General features: G+C 72.0%; 23 protein-coding genes and 1 pseudogene. 14 read left to right on the top strand and 10 right to left on the bottom strand.

The window, feature by feature from the left end; genetic code table 11:
• The first annotated feature begins 28 nt into the window (after positions 1–28).
• The 3 genes from SSP08S_RS10915 to SSP08S_RS10905 all read left to right on the top strand — a co-directional run bounded on the left by SSP08S_RS10915 (position 29) and on the right by SSP08S_RS10905 (position 4798).
• Positions 29–1930 carry a TIR domain-containing protein gene (locus SSP08S_RS10915; RefSeq protein ID WP_019067626.1) on the top strand — a complete coding sequence of 634 codons (1902 nt, stop codon included), beginning with the start codon at positions 29–31 and terminating at the stop codon, positions 1928–1930.
• Positions 1931–2021: 91 nt separating this feature from the next.
• The gene (locus SSP08S_RS10910; RefSeq protein WP_019067625.1) at positions 2022–2786 is read left to right on the top strand and encodes a nucleotidyltransferase domain-containing protein; all 765 of its coding nucleotides are present in this window, start codon (positions 2022–2024) and stop codon (positions 2784–2786) included.
• A 152-nt stretch (positions 2787–2938) separates the two neighbouring features.
• The gene (locus SSP08S_RS10905; RefSeq protein ID WP_019067624.1) at positions 2939–4798 is read left to right on the top strand and encodes an FUSC family protein; all 1860 of its coding nucleotides are present in this window, start codon (positions 2939–2941) and stop codon (positions 4796–4798) included.
• Positions 4799–4818: 20 nt separating this feature from the next.
• On the opposite strand, the gene SSP08S_RS10900 is transcribed toward SSP08S_RS10905, so the two are convergent.
• Positions 4819–5769, bottom strand: coding sequence for an endonuclease/exonuclease/phosphatase family protein (locus SSP08S_RS10900; RefSeq protein ID WP_019067623.1), 951 nt, complete (start codon positions 5767–5769; stop codon positions 4819–4821).
• Between the two features lie 126 nt (positions 5770–5895).
• On the opposite strand from SSP08S_RS10900, the gene SSP08S_RS10895 reads away from it, so the two are divergent.
• The 4 genes from SSP08S_RS10895 to SSP08S_RS10880 all read left to right on the top strand — a co-directional run bounded on the left by SSP08S_RS10895 (position 5896) and on the right by SSP08S_RS10880 (position 9700).
• Positions 5896–7260 carry an amidohydrolase gene (locus tag SSP08S_RS10895; RefSeq protein WP_019067622.1) on the top strand — a complete coding sequence of 455 codons (1365 nt, stop codon included), beginning with the start codon at positions 5896–5898 and terminating at the stop codon, positions 7258–7260.
• A 32-nt stretch (positions 7261–7292) separates the two neighbouring features.
• On the top strand, positions 7293–8603 hold the full coding sequence (locus SSP08S_RS55155; RefSeq protein WP_019067621.1) for a cytochrome P450 family protein: 1311 nt from the start codon (positions 7293–7295) through the stop codon (positions 8601–8603).
• A gap of 78 nt (positions 8604–8681) precedes the next feature.
• On the top strand, positions 8682–9371 hold the full coding sequence (locus SSP08S_RS10885) for a DUF899 domain-containing protein (protein WP_019067620.1): 690 nt from the start codon (positions 8682–8684) through the stop codon (positions 9369–9371).
• Positions 9372–9517: 146 nt separating this feature from the next.
• Positions 9518–9700, top strand: coding sequence for a DUF8839 family protein (locus SSP08S_RS10880; protein ID WP_019067619.1), 183 nt, complete (start codon positions 9518–9520; stop codon positions 9698–9700).
• A 4-nt stretch (positions 9701–9704) separates the two neighbouring features.
• Here the strand turns inward: SSP08S_RS10880 and SSP08S_RS10875 are convergent, their stop codons facing one another.
• From SSP08S_RS10875 to SSP08S_RS55150, 3 genes and pseudogenes are all read right to left on the bottom strand, one after another.
• Positions 9705–11648, bottom strand: a complete 1944-nt coding sequence (locus SSP08S_RS10875; RefSeq protein ID WP_019067618.1) for an ABC transporter ATP-binding protein — start codon at positions 11646–11648, stop codon at positions 9705–9707.
• 214 nt (positions 11649–11862) lie between these two features.
• The gene (locus SSP08S_RS10870; protein WP_019067617.1) at positions 11863–12306 is read right to left on the bottom strand and encodes a hypothetical protein; all 444 of its coding nucleotides are present in this window, start codon (positions 12304–12306) and stop codon (positions 11863–11865) included.
• A gap of 371 nt (positions 12307–12677) precedes the next feature.
• Positions 12678–13163, bottom strand: a pseudogene (locus SSP08S_RS55150) (ATP-binding protein); the annotation flags it as partial.
• Between the two features lie 366 nt (positions 13164–13529).
• On the opposite strand from SSP08S_RS55150, the gene SSP08S_RS10860 reads away from it, so the two are divergent.
• Both SSP08S_RS10860 and SSP08S_RS10855 read left to right on the top strand, forming a co-directional pair.
• Entirely contained in the window at positions 13530–14390 is an 861-nt protein-coding gene (locus tag SSP08S_RS10860; RefSeq protein WP_019067614.1) for a Sco1979 family transcriptional regulator, read from the top strand.
• Positions 14391–14645: a DUF397 domain-containing protein gene (locus SSP08S_RS10855; protein ID WP_019060458.1), complete on the top strand. Its 255-nt coding sequence runs from the start codon at positions 14391–14393 to the stop codon at positions 14643–14645.
• A 61-nt stretch (positions 14646–14706) separates the two neighbouring features.
• Here the strand turns inward: SSP08S_RS10855 and SSP08S_RS10850 are convergent, their stop codons facing one another.
• Positions 14707–15576 carry a helix-turn-helix transcriptional regulator gene (locus SSP08S_RS10850; RefSeq protein ID WP_019067613.1) on the bottom strand — a complete coding sequence of 290 codons (870 nt, stop codon included), beginning with the start codon at positions 15574–15576 and terminating at the stop codon, positions 14707–14709.
• A gap of 146 nt (positions 15577–15722) precedes the next feature.
• Between SSP08S_RS10850 and SSP08S_RS10845 the strand changes: the two genes are divergently transcribed.
• A complete protein-coding gene (locus SSP08S_RS10845) occupies positions 15723–16502 on the top strand; it encodes an NAD(P)H-dependent oxidoreductase (protein WP_019067612.1) in 780 nt (259 codons plus the stop codon).
• A gap of 187 nt (positions 16503–16689) precedes the next feature.
• Here SSP08S_RS10845 and pdxR read toward each other — a convergent pair whose 3' ends face one another.
• Entirely contained in the window at positions 16690–18168 is a 1479-nt protein-coding gene (pdxR, locus tag SSP08S_RS10840) for a MocR-like pyridoxine biosynthesis transcription factor PdxR (RefSeq protein ID WP_019067611.1), read from the bottom strand.
• Between the two features lie 46 nt (positions 18169–18214).
• Here pdxR and SSP08S_RS10835 point away from each other — a divergent pair, with 46 nt between their 5' ends.
• Positions 18215–18706, top strand: coding sequence for a carboxymuconolactone decarboxylase family protein (locus SSP08S_RS10835; RefSeq protein ID WP_019067610.1), 492 nt, complete (start codon positions 18215–18217; stop codon positions 18704–18706).
• Between the two features lie 46 nt (positions 18707–18752).
• Here SSP08S_RS10835 and SSP08S_RS10830 read toward each other — a convergent pair whose 3' ends face one another.
• From SSP08S_RS10830 to SSP08S_RS10820, 3 genes are all read right to left on the bottom strand, one after another.
• Positions 18753–20240, bottom strand: coding sequence for a glutamate synthase subunit beta (locus tag SSP08S_RS10830; protein WP_026178377.1), 1488 nt, complete (start codon positions 20238–20240; stop codon positions 18753–18755).
• Between the two features lie 188 nt (positions 20241–20428).
• The gene (locus tag SSP08S_RS10825; RefSeq protein WP_019067608.1) at positions 20429–20908 is read right to left on the bottom strand and encodes an anthrone oxygenase family protein; all 480 of its coding nucleotides are present in this window, start codon (positions 20906–20908) and stop codon (positions 20429–20431) included.
• 380 nt (positions 20909–21288) lie between these two features.
• Positions 21289–21993, bottom strand: a complete 705-nt coding sequence (locus SSP08S_RS10820) for a DUF2293 domain-containing protein (protein WP_078532405.1) — start codon at positions 21991–21993, stop codon at positions 21289–21291.
• A 291-nt stretch (positions 21994–22284) separates the two neighbouring features.
• Here SSP08S_RS10820 and SSP08S_RS10815 point away from each other — a divergent pair, with 291 nt between their 5' ends.
• From SSP08S_RS10815 to SSP08S_RS10805, 3 genes are all read left to right on the top strand, one after another.
• Positions 22285–22938: a nucleoside/nucleotide kinase family protein gene (locus SSP08S_RS10815; RefSeq protein ID WP_019067606.1), complete on the top strand. Its 654-nt coding sequence runs from the start codon at positions 22285–22287 to the stop codon at positions 22936–22938.
• A 57-nt stretch (positions 22939–22995) separates the two neighbouring features.
• Positions 22996–23388, top strand: coding sequence for a PPOX class F420-dependent oxidoreductase (locus SSP08S_RS10810; protein ID WP_019067605.1), 393 nt, complete (start codon positions 22996–22998; stop codon positions 23386–23388).
• A gap of 165 nt (positions 23389–23553) precedes the next feature.
• The gene (locus SSP08S_RS10805) at positions 23554–23982 is read left to right on the top strand and encodes a CBS domain-containing protein (RefSeq protein ID WP_019067604.1); all 429 of its coding nucleotides are present in this window, start codon (positions 23554–23556) and stop codon (positions 23980–23982) included.
• Positions 23983–24015: 33 nt separating this feature from the next.
• Here the strand turns inward: SSP08S_RS10805 and SSP08S_RS10800 are convergent, their stop codons facing one another.
• On the bottom strand, positions 24016–25143 hold the full coding sequence (locus SSP08S_RS10800) for a magnesium and cobalt transport protein CorA (protein ID WP_019067603.1): 1128 nt from the start codon (positions 25141–25143) through the stop codon (positions 24016–24018).
• Positions 25144–25277: the final 134 nt, after the last annotated feature.

The following is a 25277-nucleotide window of genomic DNA, read 5'->3' as shown; positions in this document are numbered from 1 at the left end:
CCCGGTACCCACAGTAGGGTAAGTCGCCGTGTGGGACGTCTTTCTCAGCTACAGCCGCGGTGACGTGGAGCGGGTGCGACCGCTCGCGCGGCTGCTGCGCGACGGCGGGCTCGACGTGTTCACGGACGAGACCGGGGTCGCGTCCTTCGCCGGCATCAGCGACACCATCCGGCGCGAACTGGCCCGCTCCAAGGCGCTGCTCGCCTACTACTCCGCCGGCTACCCCGAACGCGAGGCCTGCCAATGGGAGTTGACGACGGCCTACCTGGCCGGCCTGCGGGAAGGTGATCCGCGCGGTCGCGTCATGGTCGTCAATCCCGAGGCGACCACGGACCACATCCACCCCGTCGAACTCCGTGACGCCCGGCACGCCCCGGCGCACGACCTCAGCGCCCTGGTGGCCGACGTACGCGAGCACGTCGCCCGCCTCGACGGCCCGATGGCGATCCAGGAACGCGCCGTACGACGATGGCTGTTGGGCTCCCCGGAACCGCGCCCCGAGTTCCTGGGCCGCCTCTCCGAACTCTGGCAGGTGCACTCCGCCCTGCACGCCCACTCCGCGCCCCTGGTCACCGGCCGCGCCGCCGCACGCGCCGTACAGATCCGCGGAATGGCCGGCATCGGCAAGTCCGCCCTCGCCCAGGAGTACGCCCTCCGCTTCGAGGCGGCCTACCCCGGCGGTGTCTTCTGGGTGAGCGGGCAGGCGTACGACGACGCCGTGCGCGCGCTCTCCGACTCCGGCGTCACCTCCTTCGGTACCGCCGAACCGTTCCTGTGGATCGTCGACTCCGTCCCCGACGACCGGCTCACCGCCCGCGACATCGCCGCGATGGCCGCGCCCCACCCGCTCGGCCACACCGTCTTCACCCTGCGCAGCCGCGCCTACGACGGGATCGGCACCCCCGTGGACCTCGGGCCGCTCGACGCCCCGCACGCGCGCGTGCTCGTCGGCGGGGACGAGGCACTGGCCGAGGCGCTGGACGGACATCCGCTCGCCCTCGGCCTGCTGGCCCGCGCGATCCGGGCCGGTCATCAGCCGCGCGAGCTGTACGGCAGGCTGCACGCGCGCGGGACGTCACTTCTCGACGCCCTCGCCGAGGGGGACGTGACCGGTGCTCTCGTCCGGGACGTCGACACGGCGGACGCCGCCGACGTGCTGCGCTGCGCCGCCGTACTGCATCCACTGCCGTTGACCGCGGAGGACGCGGAGCGGGTGCTCGCCGCCGCCGACCGGGTGCCCAGGGCCGTCGCCGCGCGGCGGGCCGCGAACGGCGTCGCCGAGCTGCGCGTACGCAGCCTGCTCGCACCGGCGGACGACGGCGGCTGGCGGCTCCACCCCGTCACCCTGCACGCCTGGCACCACCACGACCCGGCCCCCGCCCGCACCGAGTCCCTGCGGCACGCCGCGCTGCGCAGCCTGTGCGGTCGCCGTGGCCCGGCTACGCTGGCCTTCCCCGGAGGCCGGAGGGAGGCACCCATGGCGGCACCCAGCGAGTCGGAGCGGATGGCCGCCTTCGACATCCAGGTCGAGCTGGTCACCCGGATCGGGGTGCAGGAACTGGCACCCGGCACGGGCAGTCTGCGCGAGGCGCTGGCGTCCCTGAAGTCGCTGATCGACTTCACGCGCGGGACGCTGCACACGTACAGCGTGGGCCTGGAACGCGGCTCCGGCGCACCGACCGTCCAGAGCCTCGCCTACGCCCTCGTCAACGACACCATCCGCCCCTTCACCAGCACCTGGCATCCCCGCCTCGCCGCCTACGAGGCCCGCTGCCCCGCCGACACCGCCCCCCTCGACCACGAGGCCGCCTGGCCCCAGGCCGAGACGATGCGCACCGAACTGACCGTACTGCGCGAGCCGTTGCTGCGGATCACGGAGGCGCTCGGGGACATCTCGGGGGCGGACTTCGGGGTGACGGCGACGGGCTGAGGGGCTCGGCGATATCGCGTGGCGCCGGGCGCACCGCGTGCGTACGCTTCCGGCGATTCCCTTCCCCGACCGACCGGTTGGAGCCGCAGTCGTGCCCACGCTCGACGACGCCCAGTTCCTCGACACCACCGCCGACCGTCTCGCCGCCCTCCCCACCGTCCGTGCCGTCGCCCTCGGCGGCTCCCGCGCCCAGGGCACCCACCGCCCCGACAGCGACTGGGACTTGGCGGTCTACTACCGCGGCTCCTTCGACCCGGCCGATCTCCGCGCCCTCGGCTGGGAGGGCGAGGTCTCCGAGGTCGGCGGGTGGGGTGGCGGAGTCTTCAACGGGGGTGCCTGGCTCACGATCGACGGGCGGCGGGTCGACGTGCACTATCGCGATCTGGCCGTGGTGGAGCGGGAGTTGGCGGAGGCTGAGGAAGGGCGGTTCCGGGTGGAGCCGTTGCTGTTCCATCTCGCCGGAATCCCCAGCTACCTGGTGGTCGCCGAACTCGCGATCAACCGTGTGCTGCGGGGTGAACTGCCTCGCCCCGACACCTATCCCGAGCAGCTGCGGCGCTCCGCCGCCGAACGCTGGCACGGCACCGCCCGCGCCACCCTCGCGTACGCGCGGGACCACCACGCCCCGAAGGGCCGCCTCACCGAGGTCGCCGGCGCGCTCGCCGTGGCCGCCGTACAGGCCGGGCACGGGGTGCTGGCGGGGCGGGGGGAGTGGGTGACGAACGAGAAGCGGCTGCTGGAGCGGGCCGGGCTGCGGCGCGTCGACGACATCGTGGCGGGGCTGCGCCCGGAACCGGAGGCGCTCACGCACGCGGTTTCCGACGCGGAAGCCCTCTTCCGGGCGTTGCGTTCATAAAGAAGGCACCGCTACGGCCAACCTTCACACCCCCGAAATACCACCGGCCCGTTCCGCACAAGTCCCCGAACTACCGTGGACACACAGCCTCAGTTCCGCCCCGGCCACCGTCGCCCGAAGGCACACCCCGCCCTCGCCACGACAGGAGCTCCGTGTCCCGACGCACCGTCGCACTGTCCCTTCCGCCCTGGCTCGCCCACGCCCTGCGCGCCCAGCGCGGGCCGGTTCCCTGGAGCGCGGTCACGCGGGGGGCGCTGTCCGCCGGGCCGCTCCTCCTCGTCGCCGTACTCGTCGACCGGACGTCTCTCGGCGTGCTGGCCGCGCTCGGCGCCATGCTCGCCGGGATCAACGACCGGCCCGGCAGCCGGCGGGCCTCCGTCAAGCGGCTCGGCGGGCCCGCCCTCGCGGGCGCCTCGGGGCTGCTCGTCGGGACGTATGCGGGGGAACACGTCGGAGCCGTCGTGCTGACTCTGCTCCTCACCGGGATCGGGCTGGTCGCCGGCGGGTTCAGCGCCGTCGGGCCGGTCGCGTCCGGTGCCGGTACGCAACTGCTCGTCGCCTCCGCCATCGGTGCCGGGATGCCCCTGCCCGAACCGGGCTGGCAGCGGGCCCTCGCGTTTCTCGCCGGGGCCGCCTGGCTGGTCGGGCTGCGGCTGGCGCTGCCCACGCCCGGGGCCATCGCCGGCGACTACCGCTTCGACGGCGAGCGGGACGCCGTGGCCGCCGTCTACGACGCGATCGCCGCGCTGCTCGACGCCACCGGCGGTCCGGACGCGACGGCCCGGCGCGCCGCGCTCACCGCCGCTCTCGATCACGCGCAGGACGCCCTCGCCGGGCCCCGGCTGCGGCGGTACGCCAGTTCCGCGGCCGAGCGGCGGCTGCACGGGCAGTACGCCGCCGCGCTGCCGCTCGCCGAGGCCGCGACCGCGCTCGCCTGGGCGGGGGAGGCGGTGTCGGCCCGCGTGGGTGAAGGGCCGCGTCGGCTCGCCGCCGCCGTGCGCGACAACGCGCACACCGGGCCGTTGCCCGCGCCCAACCGTTCCGCGCCCGCGCTGCGCGCCCTCGACGACGCCCTGCTGCACGCCGCCGACGCCTTCGACCAGGCGGAGGGGAGTGATCTGCACACCCGCCGGAGGACCACAACTGATCTGTTCCGTACGGCCTTTGGTGCCGGAGGGCGTGAGTACGGCTTCCGGGTCGCCCTCTGCTTCGGGGCCAGTGTCGCTGTCGCGCAGGCCCTGCACCAGGCCCGCTGGTACGGGCTGCACGAGCACTGGTACTGGCTGCCCGCCACCGCCGTCTTCCTCGTCAAGCCCGACCTCGGACCGCTCGCCTCCCGGGCGCTGAGCCGGGCGGCGGGGACCGTGCTGGGGGCGCTCCTCTTCGCCGGGTTCGCCGCCGTGCTGCCCCGACCGGAGGGGCTCGTCGCGCTCGTGGCGCTCTGCGGTGCGCTCATTCCGGTCGCCACCCGGCACTTCGCCGCGCAGACCGCCGTCGTCACCGTCCTCGTACTCTCGCTCGTGATGGTCGGCGGCGAACCGCAGGCCTCCGCCGGCCGGATCGGGGAGACGCTGATGGCCTGCGCGATCGTCCTGATCGTCGGGCATCTGCCGATGCCGGGGAAGCGCGGCGGGGGAGTGCGGGCGCGGCTCGCGGCCGCCGGCGAGGCCGCGCACGCCTATCTCGTGCATGTGCTGAGCGAGTCCGGCGACCGCGCCGAGCGCTGGACCCTGCGCCGCGAGGCCTACCGCACGCTCGCCGAGGCCCGCGGCGCCATCGCCGTCTCGGCCGCCGAACTCCCCGCCCTCGCCCGGCACACGGAGGGCACCGACGAGGTCGCCGCCGTCCTCGAACGACTCGTCGACACCACCACCGCCTGCGCCGTCCACCTCGACGACACGGGACGGCTCACCCGCCGGCACATCGAACAACTCACCGATCTGCTGGAGGAGTTCGAGCGGGGGCGCGGGCGGGTCGGGCTGCGTGCCATCGAACTCCCCGTCGCCGTATAGCCGGTTCGGTACGTCGGTGGCTACTCCACCCGCACCCACACCGGTGCGTGGTCCGACCCCGGCGCCTCGCGCCGTGCCGCCGGATCCGGCCCCACGGACGGCAGTCGGGGCGCTCCGGCACCCGGAAGGCCCGTCCCCGCCGCCGTCACCTGGTGCACGAGGTGGTGGCTGGCCAGAATGTGGTCGATCAGTTCGCGGCGCCCGGAGTTGATGCGGGAGTAGCGCTGGTCGGCGGGGATGAGCGGGGCCACGTCCCACAGCCGGACCGCGTCGCCCTGGTCCGGGCGGTCGTAGCCGGGTGTGCCGATCTCGGAGCCGGGCGGGCCGAGCAGGATCTGTGTGGTGGCCGCCTGCACCTCGTCGTTCATGTCACCGAGGACGGCCACGTCCCGGGTACGGCCGTCACCGGCGAGCAGTTCGTCGGCCAGCGCCCGCAGGGTCGCCGCCTCGGCGGCCCGCCGGTAGAGCGCGTAGGCGCCGTAGCGGGCCCGTTCGCTCTCGTCGTGGGGGAAGAAACGGTTACCCGGGTAGGTCAGCAGCTTGGACTTCAGATGGGCGACCGCCACCGTCAGCGTGCCGGTGTCCGTCGTGACCTCCACAGCCAGGAAGCCCCGGCCCGCGGTCGGTTCCACGGCCCCCGAGTCGTCGGACTGCACAGGGCGCAGCTTCGCCGGGAACGCGTTCGTGTCGGCGATCACCTGTGGTGCCGTGCGGCTGAGGAAGCCGACCCGGATGCCGCGGCCGTCCGGATGCGCGGACAGGGCGATGTGCCACTCGCCGCTCAGCATCCCGGCCAGGTCCTGGAGCGCCTCGGGCTCCCCGACCTCCTGGACGCCCAGCAGCACCGGGTCCAGCTCCGTGATCACCGCGGCGAGGGAGGCGAGCTTCGCCTCGTAGGCCGCCTTGTCCTTGGGGCCGAACGGGCCGCCGGGACGGTACAGGTTCTCCAGATTCCAGGTGCCGAGGAGCATGCGGGGCTCCTTCCAGAAGCCTTGTCCTGAGCCAAGGGTGTGGGCCCGGACCGGTCCGCGAAAGCACAACGCCGGGATGCGCGGTTCGGCTCACGCGGCACGAGGACGGCGTCGTACGTTGGCGTGATGAGGCCCTCTCGAACCGAAGCTGCCGCCGATCTCATCATCACCCGATGCACCGTCCTCGTGCACGACGATCAAGAGCGGATCGGGTTCCGGGAGGACGCCGAGATCGTCGTACGGGACGGGCTCGTCGCGTCGGTGACGAGCGCGGCGGACGCGGTCGGCCTCGCCGCCGTCGAACGCATCGACGCGCGCGGGCAGGTCGCCCTGCCGGGGCTGATCAACTGCCACACCCACGCGCCGATGGTCGCGCTGCGCGGGCTCGCCGAGGACCTGCCCACGGAGGAGTGGTTCAACGACGTCGTCTGGCCCGTCGAGTCAAACCTCACCGAAAAAGACGTCGAGTTGGGGGCGCGGCTCGCCTGTGCCGAAATGATCCGCGCCGGGGTCACCTGCTTCGCCGACCACTACTTCTCGATGGACACGGTCGCCGCCGTGGTCGCCGAGTGCGGGATCCGCGCCCACCTCGGCGAGGCCTACTTCTCCTCCCAGGGCCCTCAAGGCCGGGAGAAATCAGTGGAGTTCGCGCTACGGCACCGGGGCACGGCCGGCGGTCGCATCACCACCGCCCTCGCCCCGCACGCCCCCTACACAGTGACTGACGCCGACCTCACCGCCACCGCCGAACTCGCCCTGGAGCACGGCCTCCCCGTCCACATCCACGCCGCCGAGAACCGCGACCAGACCGACACCAGCCTCGCCCGCCACGGCGTCACCCCCATCGAAGTCCTCGACCACGCAGGCCTGTTGGCCACCGACCTGCTCATCGCCCACGGCACCGGCATCACCGAACGCGACCTGCCCGTCCTGGAGGGCGCGAGCGGCCGTGTCGCGGTGGCCACCGCGCCCCGCGGCTACCTCAAGTTCGGCTGGCCCGACACCACTCCGATCCGTGCCCTGCGCGCCATCGGCATCCCGGTCGGACTCGCCACGGACGGCGCCGCCTCCAACAACTCCCTCGACGTATGGGAGTCGATGGCCCTCACGTCCCTCGTCCAGAAGTCGACCGAGGGCGACCCCCGCTGGCTGACATCCCGTCAGGCGCTGCACCACGCCACCCTCCAGAGTGCGCAGGCGGTCGGACTGGGTGACTCGATCGGGTCCATCGCGCCGGGCCGGCGGGCCGACATCATCCTGGTCGACCTCACCGGGCCGCACACCCAGCCCGTCCACGACCTCGCCGCCACCCTCGTGCACAGCGCCCGCTCCGCCGACGTCCACACCACGATCGTCGACGGCCGCGTCCTGATGCGCGACCGCGAGCTGCTGACCCTCGATGTGCCCGCAGTCGTACGGGAGTTGGAGGACCGGCTGCCCGCACTCGTCGACCGGAGCCACGGGCGGCGCATTCAGGAATACGACACCTGAGCCGCGCCCCGGTCGCCTCTAGGCTGTCCTCCATGGATCTCGCGGACGGCCTTCTCGACCACCCGTACGACGTGTACCGGCGCCTGCGCGACAGCGCCCCCGTGCACCGCATCGCCGGCCCCGACGGCACCCCCGCCTGGCTCGTCACCCGGTACGAGGACGTCCGGGCGGCGCTGGCCGACCCTCGGCTCTCGCTGGACAAGAGGCATGCCACCGCGGGGACCTACAAGGGGTTCGCGCTGCCGCCCGCGCTCGACGCGAACCTCCTGAACATGGATCCGCCGGACCACACCCGCATCCGCCGCCTGGTCGGCCGTGCCTTCACCCCTCTTTCTTCCGCGGCTCGCCTCCGGGGCGCTCCAGCCGGTGTCGAGAGCACGACCGTGCTCAGCCCTTCGGGCCTCCGCGCGCCCGCACTCTCGACACCGGCGCGCCCCTCCGGCTCACTCGCGGTGCGCCGAACCGAGTTGCTCCGTACGCCGATTCGACGCACCGCCGACCAACTCCTCGACGCACTGGGCGAGAACGGCGACACCGATCTCATCGCCTCCTACGCGGCGCCCCTGCCCATCACCGTCATCTGCGACCTGCTCGGCGTGCCCGACCGGCACCGCAGGGACTTCCGGGTGTGGACCGACACCCTGGTCGCGCCCGCCCCCGGGACACCGCCCGAGGCCGGCAAGCACGCGGTCGTCGCGATGCTCGGCTTCTTCACCCGACTCCTCGCCGACAAACGGGAAGAGCCCGGCGACGACCTGCTCTCCGACCTGATCGCCGTACGCGACGAGGACGACCGGCTCAGCGAGGACGAGCTGATGTCGCTGGCCTTCCTCATCCTCTTCGCCGGGTACGAGAACACCGTCCAGCTCATCGGCAACGCGGTGCTCGCCCTGCTGCAACACCCGGAGCAGCTGGCCGCGTTGCGCAAGGACCCAGGCCAACTCCCCGCAGCCGTCGAGGAGTTCCTGCGCTACGAAGGGCCCGCGCTGCTCGCCATCCGGCGCTTCCCCGTCGAGGACGTCACCATCGGCGGGGTCACCATCCCCGCCGGCGAGACGGTCTGGGTGTCCCCGTCCGCCGCCAACCGCGACCCCGGCCGCTTCCCCGACCCGGACCGGCTCGACCTCGGCCGCGACACCACCGGGCATCTCTCGCTGGGCCACGGCATCCACTACTGCCTGGGCGCACCGCTGGCCCGCGCCGAGACCGAGATCGCCCTCGCCGCCCTGCTGGAGCGCTTCCCCCGGCTGGAGTTGGGGGAGGGCGAGGTGCGGTGGCGGCCCTCGCTGCGCGCGCGGGGGCTGCTCACGCTCCCGGTGTCGTACGGGAAGCACTCGGCCTGAAATTCTTTTCGCGGCAGCGATGAGTTCCGGTCCGCGCCCCGGTCCACCCCTGAACGGACCGTTGTCACAGGAGGGCCCATGTCGCTTCCGGAGATCGTCTCGCGCGCGCAGTGGCGCGCGGCGCGCGAGGAACTGCTCGGCAAGGAGAAGGCGGCCACGCGCGCGCGGGACGCGCTCAACGCCGAGCGGCGCGGGCTGCCCATGGTGGAGATCGACAAGGAATATCTCTTCGAGGGCGGCGACGGGAAGGCCGGCCTGCTCGACCTCTTCGAGGGACGCGGCCAACTCGTCGTCTACCACTTCATGTTCGCGCCCGAGTGGGACGCGGGCTGCCGCAGCTGCTCCGCGTTCCTCGACCAGATCGGGCATCTCGCCCATCTGAAGGCGCGCGGCACCACGTTCGCCGCCGTGTCGAGGGCGCCGTACACGAAGATCCTGCCGTTCAAGGCGCGGATGGGGTGGACGGTGCCCTGGTACTCGTCCTTCGGCGGGGAGTTCAACTGGGACTTCGACGTGACGCTCGTCGGGGACGGGGAACCCGTCGAGCGGCCCGGGGTCAGCTGCTTCCTGCGGGACCGCGACCGGGTGTTCCACACCTACTCGACCTACGAGCGCGGGCTCGACGGGCTCGGCTCGACTACGTCGTTCCTCGACCTGACCGCGTTGGGGCGGCAGGAGGAGTGGGAGGAGCCGAAGGGGCGCGCGTCGGTGCTGGGGGCGCCCGCCGGCAGCGCACGTGTTCTGTACCACGACGAGTACGAGGACTGATACGGAAACCTGTGTTCAAGATGTGTGGCCAGGTGTCGACTATGTCTCAGTACCGTCACTTCGCGAGCCGTTCACCGTACTGTCGGCGTTTAACTCTACGAGGCTTCACGAAGCTCTCCGAGTTCAGCACGACAGGGAGGTACAGGGTGAACGGGCGAACGGTGCTTCAGCGTTTTCCCGCCGGCGGGCCGCGTGGCTCGTGGCCGGCGGAGGAGTTCGCGCAGGCACGCCGTCTTGAAGGGCTGCCCGCCGAGGTCGTCATGGACATCGCGACCGACATGTTTCTGGTGATCGTGCGCAGTGCCGACACCGTGGACGTGGCCGCCTGACCCGTCAGCCCGCCTTCGGGGCGGGCACCTTCGCCGTGAACTGGTCCGCCTGGAGCGCGTACAGCTCCGCGTAGACACCGCCGCTGAGCAGGAGTTCGTCGGGCGTCCCGGACTCCACCAGCCGCCCCTGGTCCAGGACGTGCACCAGGTCCGCGTGGCGTACGGACGCCAGCCGGTGGGTGATCAGGACCACCGTCTGGCCGGTGCCGGCCAGCGCGCGGATCTTCTCGAAGACCTCCAGCTCGGCACGGGCGTCGAGGGCGGCGGTCGGCTCGTCCACGATCAGGATGCGGCCCTTGCGGTAGGCGGCCCGGGCGATACCGAGCCGCTGCCACTGGCCGCCCGACAGCTCGTGCCCGCCGCTGAAGTTGCGGGCCAGCAGGGTGTCCAGGCCGCGCGGCAGATCCGCGACCACGTCCTCGGCGCCGGCCTCGGCGAGCGCACCGGCCAATCGCTCCTCGGTGAGCGGCGCGGCGGACCGCCCGACGGCCACGTTGACCCGGGCCGTGAACGGCCAGCGCTTGAAGTTCTGCGCCACCATCGCGATCCGGTCGGCCAGTTGGTGCCGGTCGGCCGTCGCCGCGTCGACGCCGTCCCACAGGATCCGGCCCCGGTCCGGCCGGTACAGCCCGGCCAGCAGCTTGACCAGGGTCGTCTTGCTGGAGCCGTTCTCGCCGACCAGCGCGATGATCCGGCCGAGCGGCAGCCTGAGCGTGACGTCGTCGAGCGCGGGGTGGGTGGACTCGCCCGGGTAACTGAACGTGACGTTCTCGAAGCGGATCTCCCGCGGTTCCTCGGGCAGCGCCGCCCCGCCGACCGAGATCGCCCGCTCCGCCGCCTCCTTGTACAGCTTCTCCAGATCGCCCACGAACAGGGCCTCCTCGTGCAGCTGGTTCACCGCGAGCACCAGCGTGTCGAGGCTCCCGGAACCGGTGCGGATCGCGATCACCGCCGTACCCGCCACCGACAGCGCCATCGCACCGGACAGCAGCAGCCCGCCCAGCGTCGCGTACGTCGCCGCCGTCGCCAGGCCCGTCCAGGTCGCCGCGATCAGCCCGGTACGGGCCGCGAGCCGGGCCAGCCGGGCCTGCTCCGCCTCCGCGCTCTCCGACATCGAGTGGAAGTGGCGCAGTAGGAACGGGCCGACCCCGTGGACCCGGATCTCCGGCGCCGCCTCCGGTTCGGTGAGCAGACCGCTGATGAGATGGCCGGCCCGGGCGTGCTGCACCCAGATGTGGAACGACTCGTAGCGGCGGCGCGCGTTCGTCAGGGCGCCCCACGCGCTCGGCAGCGTCATCGTCACCAGCAGCGGAAGCAGCGCCGGATGCAGCACGGTCAGCACACCCGCCGCAGCGATCAGCGAGATCACCGCGTTCATCACCCGCGTCGCCAGCGAGATCATGCGGCGGGCCGAGGAGGCGCCGTACTGCGCGGTGTCCAGCAGCTTGTGGAACGCGTGGTCCTCGATCGCGGCCAGCTCCACGGCCGCCGCCCGCTCCAGGTACAGCTCGGTCGCGACCCGCTCCACCTTCGGCTCCAGCCGGCCGGTCGCATACGTCGACGCGGCCCGCAGCAGCGCGCCCACCAGCAGTACGGCGGCCATCGTGACCAGCGCGGGCACAGCGCCGTGCAGTCGGTCCGCGATCGCGCCGCCGGTGATCAGCCGCCCCAGCACGCTGTTGACCGCGAGCAGACTCACCGCCTGCGTGACACCCCGGCCGGCCTCGGCGGCCAGCACGATCCGCGCGGCCCGTGGATCGGCCTGCCAGGCCAGCCGGAAACTCGACCCCAGCATCGCCGGCAACCGCGTCACCATGGCCCGGAAGCTCAGCTCCAGGAACGCGTCGGTGTGCTGGTTCCACCCCATGTCGTACCGCAAGGGCCCACCGAACAGCAGCTGCTCCGACGCGGACGGCCCCGCCTGCCCCGAGTCACCCTTGCTTCCCACCGTCGACCTCCCCCGATAGCGGACGAACGGCCACTATCGCGGGGCGGGGCGGTGTGGGGGAGAGCGCGAGGAAAAGGGGGTGCGGACGCGCGGGCGTACGCCGGGATGGGTGCGCCCCGTCAGGGGCGCGGGGCTGTATCGATATGCGGCTCCGCCGCGTGGGCGCGACCAGCCCCACCGGCCCGCAGACAAAAACAACGCACCCCGCAGAGCGCTACGCGCTGATGGGCCGTGACCAGGAAGGCGTAGCCCCCGTAACCCGACACACAGCCAGATACAACGGAATCGGCGGCGTATACGGCAGCTTCCCGTCAGGCCGATGAATGAGCCCGGGCGCGCGAGGCGCGTCCGGCACCAGCGCCCCGGCGGTGTACCGCGCCGGCGAAGGCCAGTCCAGCGCGTAGTCGGAGTCGGACGGCACGATCCACCACCAGTGCGCCTCGTCGGCGTAGACACAGCCGACGCGCGGCAGCCGGGGCAGGACCAGCGGTCCGAAACGCGCGGGCACCGCCACCGCGTCGCAGCCGAGCGGAGCGGTCATGCCCTCGGGGACGGGCAGTCGCCGGGGCGTGCCCGGTCCGTGCAGCGCGCGTCCCAGACGGACCAGCGTGTCGAGACTGAGTACCTGGCCGGGACCGGAAGCGCCGCTCAGACCCATTCGACCCCCGACCCGAAGTCCCCGAACCCGCTGGAGGTGCCCAGCGCACCCGGATTCACGAGCCCACTGGGATCCCCGGTGTTCGCCGTGTCCGCGGAGTCCGGGAGGTCGCCGGCGTCCAGGTGGCCCCGGCCTCTGGAGGATCCTGTTTCCTCCCGGCCCGGCTCCCCGAAGTGCCCGGCGACCTCCCGGCTCCGGTGCCCGGAGCCGGTCCCGACGCCGGGACCCACCCCGTTTCCGTGTTCCCGGCCCCCGAAGCCGCCGAGATCCAGGCCTCCGAACTCGCCGGCACCCCCATGCCCGCGGGGGGCATCCCCATGCCCCCGTGCCGGATATACGCCCAGATTCTCGAAGGCCCCGAAGTGTGCCGTCGCCTCGTCCTCGTCGCCCGAACCGCCCGACGGCACCGGTTTGGGTCGTGCGCCCCATCCCAGGTCGTTGCGCGGTACGGAACCGTCGTGGCCGGGGGCCGGGTGGTGGCCGTGGGACGGGTCGGCCTGCCGGGGCAGGTCGGCCCAGACGAGCAGGCCGGGTCCGTGTTCCTGAGCGCCCCAGGCCCGGCACAGCCCGTCGATGAGGAGCAATCCCCTCCCGTGCTCCTCGTCGGGCCGCTGCGGGGACGGATACGACTCACCCGGAGCGCAGCCCTCGTCACGGACGGCTATCCGCACCAGGTCGTCGCCGTCGTGCAGCTCGCAGACTATGTGGCTGCTCGCGGTGTGCACGATGGCGTTGGTGACCAGTTCGGAGACGACCAGAACCGCCGTGTCGCAGGTGTCCTCGCACACGGACCAGCCGGACAGCCGGGCCCGCGTCAGGCGTCTCGCCTGGGCAGGGGAACCCGGATGGGCGGCCAGCTCGAACCGGAACCGGCGCTCGGCAGCGGCCCCACCTGGGGCGGCTCCCGTGGCGGCACCGAGACCGAGGCGGCCTGCGGCGGCGTCTGTTCCTAAGGGCGCGGACGGAATCACGCTTGCCACTATCGCCCCGCCGTGAACACTTGGCAAGTGTCACTATGAAAAATGCAGAGTGCCGTATGACGCTCTGCACGGTCGTGGCACACTGCTCGCAACAGAACGTCGCGCGGCGCCAGTTGGAATCTCCGGAGGTCCCTCCCGATCTTCGAATGAGTCTTCGAATGGCGCCGCAGGGCTGTCAGGATTCAACCGCCGGGCTCATTCGCCGTACGGGACTCAACGGGACTCATTGGGGGGAGGTGGAGCGTGAGCGAGCCGCGGTCCGCACCGACGGTCGGCCAGGTCGTCCTCGGCCGGCGCCTGCTGGACCTGCGGGAACGCGCCGGGCTCAAGCGCGAGGAGGCCGCCAGGGTCCTGCGCGTCGCGCCCGCCACGGTCCGCCGTATGGAGATGGCGGAGGTCTCCCTCAAGATCCCGTACCTCCAGCTCCTCCTGAAGTCCTACGGCGTCTCCGACGAGGAGGCGGTGGCCTTCGTCCAGCTGGCCGAGGAGGCCAACAAGCCGGGCTGGTGGCAGCGTTTCCACGACATCCTGCCGGGCTGGTTCTCGATGCACGTCAGCCTGGAGGGCGCCGCAGCGCTCATCCGGTCGTACGAGCCGCACTTCGTGCCCGGGCTGCTGCAGACCGAGGAGTACGCGCGCGGTGTGCTGCTGTCGGGGGCCATCGGCCAGACCGAGCCCGACGAGATCGAGCGCCATGTCGCGCTGCGCATGCAGCGCCAGGACCTGCTGACGCGTCCCGACGCGCCCCGTTTCTGGGCCGTCATGGACGAGACCGCCCTGCGCCGCCCGGTCGGCGGCCCGGAGGTGATGCGTGCCCAGATCGACAAACTGCTCGACGCCACGAAGCTGCCCAACGTGACCCTGCAGGTCGCCCCGTTCTCCTCGGGGCCGCACCCGGGCACGTACGGGCCCTTCGTGCTGTTCCGATTTGCCATGCCGGAACTGCCGGACATGGTCTACAGCGAGTACCTGACCGGCGCCGTCTATCTGGACGCGCGCGAAGAGGTGGCGACCCATCTCGAGGTCATGGACCGCATGGCGGCGCAGGCCGCTACGGCACATCGCACGAAGGAGATCCTCAGGGATCTCCGCAAGGAGCTGTGAATGGATCGCATCAAGCCGCGTATGAGCGTCTACAACGGTATGCCCGCGCGGGACTTGGGAAGCGAAGGCTGGCACAAGCCGTGGAGCGGCGGCAACGGCGGCAACTGCCTGGAGGCGATGAAGCTCGCCGACGGCCGGATCGCCGTCCGCCAGTCCACCGACCCGGACGGGCCGGCACTGATCTACACCACCGACGAGATGACGGCCTTCATCGAGGGGGCGAAAGCGGGCGAGGCGGATTTCCTGCTCTCATGACCCGGCCTGTGACCCGACTGTGCTGAATGCTTTTTCCTTAACGAACCTGCTCATTTTGCTATCAGTCACCATTGGTTCTGATCGAATCCGTTGATTCCGATGTGATGGGATGCGCCCCATCGCTGTCCGCGCCCAGGCTCCCGAGCAGGCGCAGCCCGTCCTCGGCGGGGCTGCCGGGGGCCGCGGACAGCACCAGCAGTTCCATGCCTGATTCGCCCGGCAGCGCGAAGTTCTCCTGATGCAGTTCCAGCAGCCCGACCATCGGATGCCGGTACGCCTTGCGCCCATGGGTGCGGGCGCGCACGTCCGCACGGGCCCAGAGGCGGCGGAAACGCTCGCTGCCCATCGCCAACTCGCCGATGAGCGAGGCCAGTCGGGGATCCTCGGGGTATTTGCCTGCGGCCAGACGCAGATGCCCGACCACGTCCAGGGTGCACTGCTCCCACTCCGCGTAGAGGCCGCGCTCGGCCTCCTCCAGGAAGATGTGCCGTGCGGTGTTCAGGCCCGGCAGCGGCCGGCCGAAGAGAAGCCCGGCGAGGCGGTTCCCGGCGAGCACGTCCAGGCGGTGGTCCATGATCAGTGCGGGTGCGCCGGCGACCAGGTCGAGGACGCGCAGCAGCTCCGGCCGGACCCGCCCGCCCCCCGGTGTCTTCGCGCGCCGTCGGCGTTGCCGGGCGAGCCGGTGGAGGTGCCCGCGCTCGGTCTCGTCGAGGCAGAGCACGCGGGCGAGCGCGTCGAGGATCTGCCCTGAGGGCTGGGTCGCACGGCCCTGCTCCAGGCGTACGTAGTAGTCCACGCTGACTCCGGACAGGTGGGCGACCTCTTCCCGGCGCAGCCCCTCGACCCGGCGACGGCTGTCGGCGGGGATACCGACGGCCGCCGGGTCGACCCGGGCACGCCGGGTCCGCAGAAAGCCCGCAAGATCGTCCATGCCCCCAAGTATCGCCTCGGTCAAGGCACTTGAAGGTGGCCCTGCCGATACCAGGAAGTCCCGTCCGACGGAAGCGGCGCCCCTGTCACGACGCGGCCCCGGCGGCCGAGCATCTGTGGCGACACACCTTGCCGAAGGGAACAGCCATGAAGACGCTCGTCGTCCACGCCCACCCCGAGCCGCGTTCGCTGAACGGCGCGCTGAAGGACCTCGCCGTGTCCACTCTCGAAGCCGCCGGGCACGAGGTGCGGGTGAGCGACCTGTACGCGATGAACTGGAAGGCCGTGGTGGACGCGGCGGACTTCGGCGAGCACGCCACGAACCCGCTGCGGGTGGTGCCGAGTTCGGCCGGGGCGTACGACGCCGGTGCGCTCACGCCCGACGTGGTGGCCGAGCAGCAGAAACTCCTATGGGCCGACACCATCGTCTTCCAGTTCCCCATGTGGTGGTACACCATGCCGGCGATCCTGAAGGGCTGGGTGGACCGGGTGTTCTCCTTCCACTTCGCCTACGGAGTCGGCGTGCACGACGAGACGCGCTACGGCGAGCGTTTCGGTGAGGGGACGCTGCGGGGGCGCCGGGCGATCCTGTCGGTGACCGTCGGGGGCCCGGAGTCCCACTACACCGATCGCGGGATCAACGGTCCGATCGAGGACCTGCTGTTCCCCATCCACCACGGGATCCTGTACTACCCGGGAGTGGAGGTGCTGCCGCCCTTCGTGCTCTACGGCACCGACAGGATCACCGGCAGCGACTTCGAGGACGCCGCGAAGGCCTGGCGGGAGCGGCTGCTGTCACTGGAGACGACCGAGCCGATCGCGTTCCGGCGCCAGAACTTCGGCGACTACGAGATCCCGTCACTGCGGTTGAAGGAGGGCCTGGAGGTGCCCGGCCGCAAGGGGTTCGGCCTGCATGTGCGCGGTTAGCCGTGGACACGGGTGGGCGTCACCGGTCGCAGGGGGCGGGCGGCTTCGTCGGACGAGCCCGGTCAGGGCCAGGGCGAAGGCGCCCGCGATCAGTGGCAGCGGCGGGCGGGACGCGACTCCGGCCGGGGCGGGAGATGTCCACGCCGTACGTCCACGGCGATGGGCAGCACCTGCGGCCCCCGCAGACTCATCCCGTGGCCGGGAAATCCGTCGGCCCGCCGGGCGGGAGCACCTCGCACAGTGCCTCCAGCGCGGCACCGAACCTGGCCTCCGAGGGCGTCGCGTACCCCACGACGAGACCGTCCTGAACTTCCGCCCCGGGCCCCGTGATTGCCGCCTCGGGGTGTCGAAACGCGGCCAGCCCGTCCAGCGCCACGCCCTGCCACGCGGCGGCCTTCAGCGCGGAGCGCTCCGTGCCGGGCGGCAGCCGCAGCACCGCGTGCAGGCCCGCGGCGACCCCGGTGACCTCGATGTGCGGGGCCCGCGCGGCGAGCGCCGCCACCAGGCGGTCACGGCGGCTCCGGTACCGCTGCCGCATCCGCCGCACATGACGGTCGTAGGACCCCGACGTGATGAAGTCGGCGAGGCTCAGCTGGTCGAGGACGCTCGCCCAGGCCTCGCGTTCGCCCTTGGCCGCGAGCACGTCCTCGACGTACCGCTCCGGCAGGACCATCCACCCCAGGCGCAGCGCGGGGGAGAGGCTCTTGCTGACCGAGCCGAGGAGGATCACCCGCTCCGGGTCGAGGCCCTGGACGGCGCCGACGGGCTTGCGGTCGTAGCGGAACTCGCCGTCGTAGTCGTCCTCCAGGACCACTCCGCCACGCGCGCGTGCCCAGTCGATCACGGCGGCCCTGCGCTCGGCGTGCAGCGGGCCGCCGGTGGGGAACTGGTGCGCGGGCGTGAGCAGTACGGCCCGCTCCTTCGCCAACTCCCCGACGCGCGCGCCGTGTTCGTCGACCGGCAGTGGAACGGTCCGTACGCCGGCCGTCCGCAGCAGCTCCCGATGGAAGCCGAGTCCGTACGCCTCCACCGCCAGCGGTCCGCGCAGCACCCCGCCGCCGCCCTGGCCGAACAGCAGCCGCAGCCCGTGCGCGAAGCCGGAGCAGATCACGATCCGGTCGGGTGCGGTGCGTACGCCACGTGCGCGTGCCAGGTATTCGGCGAGCGTCTCCCGCAGCTCGATGCGGCCGGCCGGGTCGCCGGGCCCGAACACCTCGTCGGGCGCCTGCTGGAGCGCCCGCCGGTAGGACGCCAGCCAGGCGGCACGCGGGAACGCGGACGCGTCGGGCGTGCCCTGCCGCAGGTCGTGCCGGGGCGCACGCGCGCGTGGAGGTGCCGTAACCGGGCCGTTCCCGGCGTGTCGCGCCGGCTGCGCCCGTAGGGGCAGGGTTCGGTCCGCGACCCGGGTGCCCGAGCCCTGGCGCGCGGTCAGCCAGCCCTCCGCGACGAGTTCCGCGTACGCGTCCGCCACCGTGTTCCGGGCCACCCCGAGGTCCGCGGCGAGCGAGCGGTACGGCGGCAGCCGGGTGCCGGGGGCGAGCCGCCCGCCGCGCACGGCCTCCCGCAGCGCGTCGATGAGAGCGGCCCGCCGGCCACCACTGCCCGACAGCTCCAGATGCAGATCGGCCCCGATCCGCTCCGCCGAATTGACCCATGATTCCGCCATGGAAATGCACCCTACAGTGGGTCTTTCCGGCTCGTAGATTTGTCACATGACGACGAACACGAACACAAACGCCCAGGTCACCACTACGACGCCCCGCCTCGGCCTCGCCCGCACCGCCCCGAAGGTCTTCCGCGCACTCATCGGCTTCGACGCCGCCGCCCGCGAGGGCCTGGACCCGGCCCTGGTCGAGCTGATCCAGATCCGCGCCTCGCACCTCAACCACTGCGCGTACTGCCTCCACATGCACACGAACGACGCCCGCAAGGCCGGCGAGAGCGAGGACCGGCTGCACATGGTCGCCGTCTGGCGCGAGGCCCGGCACTTCTTCACCGAGCGCGAGCAGGCGGCCCTCGCCCTCACCGAGTCGGTGACCCTGGTGGCCGACGGCGGTGTCCCGGACGACGTCTATGCGCAGGCCGCGGCCCAGTTCGACGAGGAGGAACTGGCCCACGTCCTGTCCCTGATCCTCACGATCAACACCTGGAACCGGGTGGCCCTGTCGACCGCGAAGACGGCGGGCACGGACCAGCGACGCTGAGCCGGCACATCACACCGCCACGCGTCACGCCTCGCGCTTCCCCGCGTCACACCGTCATCGGCCGGTCGTACGGCCCGATCGGCGCCGGCAGCTGCGAACTCCCCGTCAGATAGCGGTCGACGGCCGCCGCCACCGCCCGTCCCTCCGCGATCGCCCACACGATCAGGGACTGGCCCCGGGCGGCGTCCCCCGCGACGAACACGCCCCGCGCGCTCGTCGCGAAGTCCGCGTCCCGGGTGATCGTGCCGCGCGGCGCCATCGCCAGCCGCAGTTGATCGATGAGCCCGTCCGCCCGGTCGGGCCCGGAGAACCCGAGGGCCAGCAGCACGAGATCGGCGGGCAGACTGCGCCCGGAACCGTCCAACGGGCGCCGCTCCGCGTCCACTTCGACCAGGTGCAGCGACCGCACCCGCCCGTCCGCGTCCCCCTCGAAGCGGAGGGTCGAGGCCGCGAACAGCCGGGCGTCCGCGTCCGCCGCGGGTGCCGTCTCCAGGTCCCGCGCCTCCTCGTGCGCGGCCGACAGCCGGTAGATCTTCGGATACGTCGGCCAGGGCTCCGCGTCCTCGTCGCGCTCGGCGTCCGGCTGGGCGTAGATGTCCAACTGTGTGACGGACGCGGCCCCTTCACGCACCGCCGTGCCGAGACAGTCGGCCCCGGTGTCACCGCCGCCGACGATGACGACATGCTTCCCGGCGGCGGACAGAGGGGAGGCCGCCAAGTCTCCTTCGCACACCCGGTTGGCCAGCGGCAGATACTCCATCGCCTGGTGGATGCCGGTCAACTCCCGCCCGGGTACGGCGAGTTCACGCCACGCGGTGGCTCCCGTGGCGATCACCACCGCGTCGTAGCGCGCCCGCAGTTCGGCCGCTCCGACATCCCGCCCGACCATGGTCGACGTACGGAACTTGGTGCCCTCGGCCCGCATCTGCTCCAGCCGCCGCTCCAGATGCCGCTTCTCCATCTTGAACTCGGGGATGCCGTACCGCATCAGCCCGCCGAGCCGGTCGTCCCGCTCGTACACGGCGACCGTGTGCCCGGCGCGCGTCAACTGCTGTGCCGCGGCGAGGCCGGTGGGCCCGGAACCGACCACCGCGACGGTCCGCCCGGACAACCGGTCCGGCGGTCTCGGTGGCGTGAAACCGTCGGTCCACGCGCGGTCGGCGATGGCCACCTCGACGTTCTTGATGGTGACCGCGGGCTGGTTGATGGCGAGCACGCAGCCGGCCTCGCACGGCGCCGGGCACAACCGCCCGGTGAATTCGGGGAAGTTGTTGGTGGCGTGCAGCCGGTCGGCCGCCGCCCGCCAGTCCTCCCGGCTGACCAGATCGTTCCACTCGGGGATCAGGTTGCCGAGCGGGCAGGCGTCGTGGCAGAACGGGACACCGCAGTCCATGCAGCGGTCGGCCTGCCTGCTCACGATCGGCAGCAGCGCGCCCGGGACATACACCTCGTCCCAGTCCCGCACCCGCTCGTCGACGGGCCTGCGGGGCCACTCCTCGCGCGGAGTGGTCATAAAACCCTTGGGATCGGCCATGGCGGTCTTCCTCGCGTCCGCATGCGACAGGCCGTGCGTCATCGAGCGGCACTCTTTCAGCCACGATAAGGCCCCCCGGCCGAGCGCGCAGAGTGGGCGAGACCGCTTTCTGGCGGGGGTTTCCGCAGGCTTGTGCCGCCCTTTGCCCGCGTTCCTCAGCCCCCACCCAGTTGATCTTGGGACTTCGCTCAGGCGAGGGCCAGCATGTAGACCAGCGCGGCGGCGGCCGAGGTCACCGCGCGGACGTGATTCCACATCGTCCACTCGCGCACGTACGACGGCCAGTACGCGGCGGCCTCCGGGGTCCCCGGGTCCAGCTTCAGCAGGGCCTCGTTGCGGGGCACGTTCGCGACGAGGGTCAGCCCGAACGCCCCGAACAGATACAGCGCGCTGCCCAGCAGCAACTCCGCCGTCCCCTGATCCGGCCACAGCACGAACGTCACCACCGCGATCACCGCGCACACCAGCGCCGAACCGGCGAACAGCAGCATGAACGCGGGCGTCATCGCCGCCCTGTTGATCGCGTTCATCGCGGCGACCCCCTGCGCGGGCGGCAGCTCGGCCAGCCCCCGCATGACCAGCACGGAGAAGGCACAGAACACGCCCGCCATCACCCCGGTCGCGAGCACCCCCAGAACCGTCAGCGCGAAATACGGTTCACCGATCATGCCGACACCAACTCCCGCCCGTAGAGCCGAGATCCTGCCCACCACCAACCATCACGACAAGTCGAACCCATCCCCGCCCGCGCAACCATGGCCGAGAATCGCCGGGGCATACGCGGGCGTCCACGGCGCCGTGCGCCTGCCGGTACCGGTGGACAGCGGCCTGCGCTTGCCGGATCGGCCTGCGCCTGCCGACAGCGGCCTGCGCTTGCCGGATCGGCCTGCGCCCGCCGACAGCGGTCTGCGCCTGCCGGATCGGCCTGCGCCTGCCGGATCGGCCTGCGCCTGCCGACAGCGGTCTGCGCCTGCCGGATCGGCCTGCGCCTGCCGACAGCGGCCTGCGCCCGCCGACAGCGGCCTGCGCCTGCCGACACCGGCGGACGTCATGCCGGGGCGTCCCGCCAGTCCCTCAGCACGCGTTCCACCCTCGCCGTGATCCGTCGTCGTGCCTCGTGTCTCGGCACGCCGCTCATCAGCAACTGGTCGTAGGGCGTGTCCACATGCCGTACGGACGCCACCACCGCCGAGACCACCGCGCCCTCGGACAGCGCCCGTCCCGCCGCGCTTCGCCCCACCCGGCCGCTGCCCCGCAGCGAGGCGTGCGCGGCGATCGTCCGGGCCCGCGCCTCGGGGCAGCCCGGGAACAGTCGTCGTATCTCCGCCGCGAACGCCTCCGTGAACCGCACGTCCTCCACGGCCCGCCGCCCCGCGTCCCGCACCCGGCGCCACCGCCGTGCCTCCGCGTCCGCGAGGCACCGCTCCTCGGCCCGGGCGAGCCCCGCCTCCTCGACGAGGACGCCCTGCCGCTCGTACCGGCCCCGGCGCCGGTCGAACCGCACGACCACCGCCGACAGCGCGCTCTCCTCCCGCGCCCTGCGCGTCAGCGCCGTGTCGCCGCGCGGCAGGAACACCAGATGCCCGAGGTCCACGCAGTCGAGACACCGCGGCACCCCGCCCTCCACGACCAGCAGCGCCAACGGCCCACGACGACACCCCGCACAGTGCCGCTTCCTGAGCGGCTGGACGACCACAAGTCCGCCGCCGACCACAAGTCCGTTGCGGAGCGGGGGAGTCGAGAGCGATGCCATACGAGATCCATTCCCTGCCACCGACCACCTCTCTCCTGTCTCTTTTCTCCTACGTCCGCCGCACATGTCCCTCGCGCGGAAGAGGCTCACGTCTCGGCCGACGGCGAACGGGTGGCCGGCCGGGAAACGGGGGTCTGGGGGCGGAACCCATGCCCTCCCCCTCTCGGCCGCGGCCTCGACCCCTCGACCCCTCGACGCCGCCCGCGCCTGGAGCGAGACCCGTCTCCCGCACCTGCTCGCCGCCCGCCGGAGCGACCCGGACGACACCCCCTGGCCGAGGGCTGACGCATCATGGGCCCTGTGCGACTGGAAGCGATCACCTGGGACCGGCTCGGCGACCTCCTCGCCGAGCGCCTGCTCGACCTCAAGCCGGCCGACGGCGGCCCCTGGCCGCGCGTCGCCTTCGACGGTGCCCCGGCGGCCCGCCCGGGCGACCTCGCCGAGCGGGTCTCGGAGGCACTGCGCATCCGCGGCCGTTCCTCGCTCGTCGTCGGTACGGAGGGCTTCCTGCGCCCCGCCTCGCTGCGCCTGGAGTACGGGCACCAGGACGCCGACGCCTACTACGACGGCTGGTTCGACACCCGGGCCCTGTGGCGCGAGGTCTTCGGGCCGCTCGAACCGGACGGCGACGGCCGTGTCCTGCCCGACCTGTGGGACCCGGCCGCCGACCGCGCCACCCGCAGCCCCTACGTCCAACTCCCGCCCGGCGCCCTTCTGTTGCTGCACGGCCCCCTCCTCCTACGGCACTGGTTCCCCTTCGACCTGACCCTCCACGTCCTCCTCTCACCGGGCGCCCTGCGCCGCCGTACCCCCGAGACCGAGCACTGGACCCTGCCCGCCTTCGAACGCTACGAGGACGAGACCGACCCGGCCGCCACGGCGGACGTCCTGGTGCGCGCCGACGATCCGCGTCACCCGGCGTGGGGCGGGTTGCCCAAGGGGTGAGTGGCCCGCCTCACCCAAAGGCTTTTATATGCGTGTGCATTTAGTTAGGGTGTTGTCATGCCGATCATCGACGACTCCGTCCGCGCTCTTCTCGACGGCAAGAACTTCGCCAGCGTCGCCACCCTCGGCCCCGACGGCGCCCCGCAGAACTCCGTGGTCTGGATCAAACGCGAGGGCGACACCGTCCTCTTCTCCTCCCTCCAGGACCGTCAGAAGGTGCGCAACCTCCGCCACGACCCCCGCGTCAGCCTGTCGGTGTTCGACCTCGCCAACCCCTATGCCTCGGCCGAGATCCGCGGCACCGCCGAGATCCTCCCCGACCCGGACAAGCGGCTCCCGCACGAGCTCTCGCACAAGTACCTCGGCGTCGATCCGCCCGGCGAACGGGACGACCAGATGCGGGTGATCGTCCGCGTCGTGCCGCGGAAGATCGTGGGCTTCAAGGTCTGAGCGCCGTCCGAGTGCCGCCCCGGCGCCGTCCCGGACTTCCCCTCGGCGCACCGGAAGTCGCGACCGTCCGGGTGCGTTCGCCCCGCCGCGCGGCGAGAATGTAGGGCGCCGGGACTAGCGGAACGTTCTGTGCCGCGCCGGCCGTCCGGCACCGGGAGGTACTTCATGACCACCGCCGGAGACATCATGCACCGGGGCGCCCAGTGGATCCCCGCCCATGAAACCCTGGACCGCGCCGCCCAGCTGATGCGTGAACTGGGCGTCGGAGCCCTGCCCATCAGCGACGAGAACGAACGGCTCTGCGGCATCCTCACCGACCGGGACATCGTCGTCGGCTGTGTGGCCATGGGCCACGATCCGGCGAAGATCACCGCGGGCGAGATGGCCCAGGGCACGCCCCGCTGGATCGACGCCGGCGCCGATGTCGGCGAGGTGCTCCAGGAGATGCAGGGACACCAGATCCGCCGGCTTCCCGTCATCGAGAACAAGCGCCTCGTCGGCATGATCAGCGAGGCCGACCTCGCCCAGCATCTGACGGAGGAACAGCTCGCCGGCTGGGTCGAGAGCGTCTACGCCCGGAGCGGTATGCGCTGAACCACCGGACGGTTCCGGTTCAGCGGCTGCCTCTCAGAGCCAGCCGTTGCGCCGGAAGCCCCGGTACAGCGCGAGACAGGCGAGGGATATCACGCCGAGGACCAGGGGATAGCCGAACCGCCAGTGCAGCTCCGGCATGTGGTCGAAGTTCATGCCGTACACACCGCACACCATCGTCGGCACGGCGATCACCGCGGCCCAGGCCGTGATCTTCCGCATGTCCTCGTTCTGCGCGACCGTCACCTGCGCGAGGTGCGCCTGCAGAATCGAGTTGAGCAGTTCGTCGAAGGACGCGATCTGCTCCTTCGCCCGCAGCAGGTGGTCGGAGACATCGCGGAAGTAGGCCTGTATCTCCGGTCCGACCACCCGCATCGGCCGTGTGGACAGTGCCTCGAGCGGGCCGCTGAGGGGGACCACCGCCCGCTTCAACTCCAGCAGCTCACGCTTGAGTTGGTAGATACGGCCCGGGTCCGCCCGCGCGCCGTTCTCCGCGAACACGTCCGTCTCCACCTGGTCGATGTCCGCCTGCACCGAGTCCGTGACGCTCAGATAGTCGTCGACCACGTGGTCCGCGATCGCGTGCAGCACTGCGGCCGGCCCCTTGGCGAGCTGCCGCGGGTTCGACTCCAGCTCCTCGCGCAGCGGCCCCAGTGAGCCGTGCCGTCCGTGCCGCACGGTGATGACGAACTCGGCGCCGACGAACACCATGATCTCGCCGGTGTCCACGACCTCGCTCGTCGCCGTCAGCTTCTCGTGCTCGACGTAGCAGACCGTCTTGAACACCGCGAACAGCGTCTCGCCGTAGCGCTCCACCTTCGGGCGCTGATGGGCCTCGATCGCGTCCTCGACCGCCAGCGGGTGCAGGTCGAAGAGCTCGGCGATGCCCGCGAACTCCTCGTTCGTCGGCTCGTGCAGTCCGAGCCAGACGAACCCGTCGTCCTTCTTGCGCACCCGCTCGACGGCGTCCACCAGATCGCCGCCGACCGGGACCCGGACTCCGTCCTGATACGTGACGCACTTCACCACCGAGGAGCCCAGGGGCGACCGGGCGTGGTGGCTCAGGTCGACCCGCGGGCGCCGTCGCGCCAGCCGTGCCACCTTGCGGAGGCCGCCGACCCTGCCGAGGCCCGTGACCTTCCGAAGATTCCCTGCCATGGACATCCGGATCTCCTTGCGTGGATCCCCTCGCATCGCATTTCTGCGCCTGGCGTGCCAGTTTGCCAGGCCGACGTGAGCGGCGGGTAAGCCTGTGGGAACGGAATCCTCCGCTTTGTTCCCGGCTGTGGATGAACAGG

Source organism: Streptomyces hokutonensis, assembly GCF_000376565.1.
GTDB classification, from domain to species: domain Bacteria; phylum Actinomycetota; class Actinomycetes; order Streptomycetales; family Streptomycetaceae; genus Streptomyces; species Streptomyces hokutonensis.
Note: the sequence above shows the minus strand (reverse complement) of the source record. Positions and strands in the feature narration are given on the sequence as shown.

Excerpts from the sequence above, each read along its gene's own strand:
- SSP08S_RS10900 (WP_019067623.1), bottom strand. The coding sequence starts at position 5,769 with ATGCTCCTCGGCACCTGGAATCTGGAGAACCTGTACCGTCCCGGCGGC.
- SSP08S_RS10820 (WP_078532405.1), bottom strand. The coding sequence starts at position 21,993 with ATGGCATCGCTCTCGACTCCCCCGCTCCGCAACGGACTTGTGGTCGGC.
- SSP08S_RS10855 (WP_019060458.1), top strand. The coding sequence starts at position 14,391 with ATGGATCGCATCAAGCCGCGTATGAGCGTCTACAACGGTATGCCCGCG.
- SSP08S_RS10895 (WP_019067622.1), top strand. The coding sequence starts at position 5,896 with ATGAGGCCCTCTCGAACCGAAGCTGCCGCCGATCTCATCATCACCCGA.
- SSP08S_RS10885 (WP_019067620.1), top strand. The coding sequence starts at position 8,682 with ATGTCGCTTCCGGAGATCGTCTCGCGCGCGCAGTGGCGCGCGGCGCGC.
- SSP08S_RS10810 (WP_019067605.1), top strand. The coding sequence starts at position 22,996 with ATGCCGATCATCGACGACTCCGTCCGCGCTCTTCTCGACGGCAAGAAC.
- SSP08S_RS10825 (WP_019067608.1), bottom strand. The coding sequence starts at position 20,908 with ATGATCGGTGAACCGTATTTCGCGCTGACGGTTCTGGGGGTGCTCGCG.
- SSP08S_RS10805 (WP_019067604.1), top strand. The coding sequence starts at position 23,554 with ATGACCACCGCCGGAGACATCATGCACCGGGGCGCCCAGTGGATCCCC.
- SSP08S_RS10815 (WP_019067606.1), top strand. The coding sequence starts at position 22,285 with ATGGGCCCTGTGCGACTGGAAGCGATCACCTGGGACCGGCTCGGCGAC.
- SSP08S_RS10870 (WP_019067617.1), bottom strand. The coding sequence starts at position 12,306 with ATGGGTCTGAGCGGCGCTTCCGGTCCCGGCCAGGTACTCAGTCTCGAC.
- SSP08S_RS10800 (WP_019067603.1), bottom strand. The coding sequence starts at position 25,143 with ATGTCCATGGCAGGGAATCTTCGGAAGGTCACGGGCCTCGGCAGGGTC.
- SSP08S_RS10850 (WP_019067613.1), bottom strand. The coding sequence starts at position 15,576 with ATGGACGATCTTGCGGGCTTTCTGCGGACCCGGCGTGCCCGGGTCGAC.
- pdxR (WP_019067611.1), bottom strand. The coding sequence starts at position 18,168 with ATGGCGGAATCATGGGTCAATTCGGCGGAGCGGATCGGGGCCGATCTG.
- SSP08S_RS10845 (WP_019067612.1), top strand. The coding sequence starts at position 15,723 with ATGAAGACGCTCGTCGTCCACGCCCACCCCGAGCCGCGTTCGCTGAAC.
- SSP08S_RS55155 (WP_019067621.1), top strand. The coding sequence starts at position 7,293 with ATGGATCTCGCGGACGGCCTTCTCGACCACCCGTACGACGTGTACCGG.
- SSP08S_RS10835 (WP_019067610.1), top strand. The coding sequence starts at position 18,215 with ATGACGACGAACACGAACACAAACGCCCAGGTCACCACTACGACGCCC.
- SSP08S_RS10830 (WP_026178377.1), bottom strand. The coding sequence starts at position 20,240 with ATGGCCGATCCCAAGGGTTTTATGACCACTCCGCGCGAGGAGTGGCCC.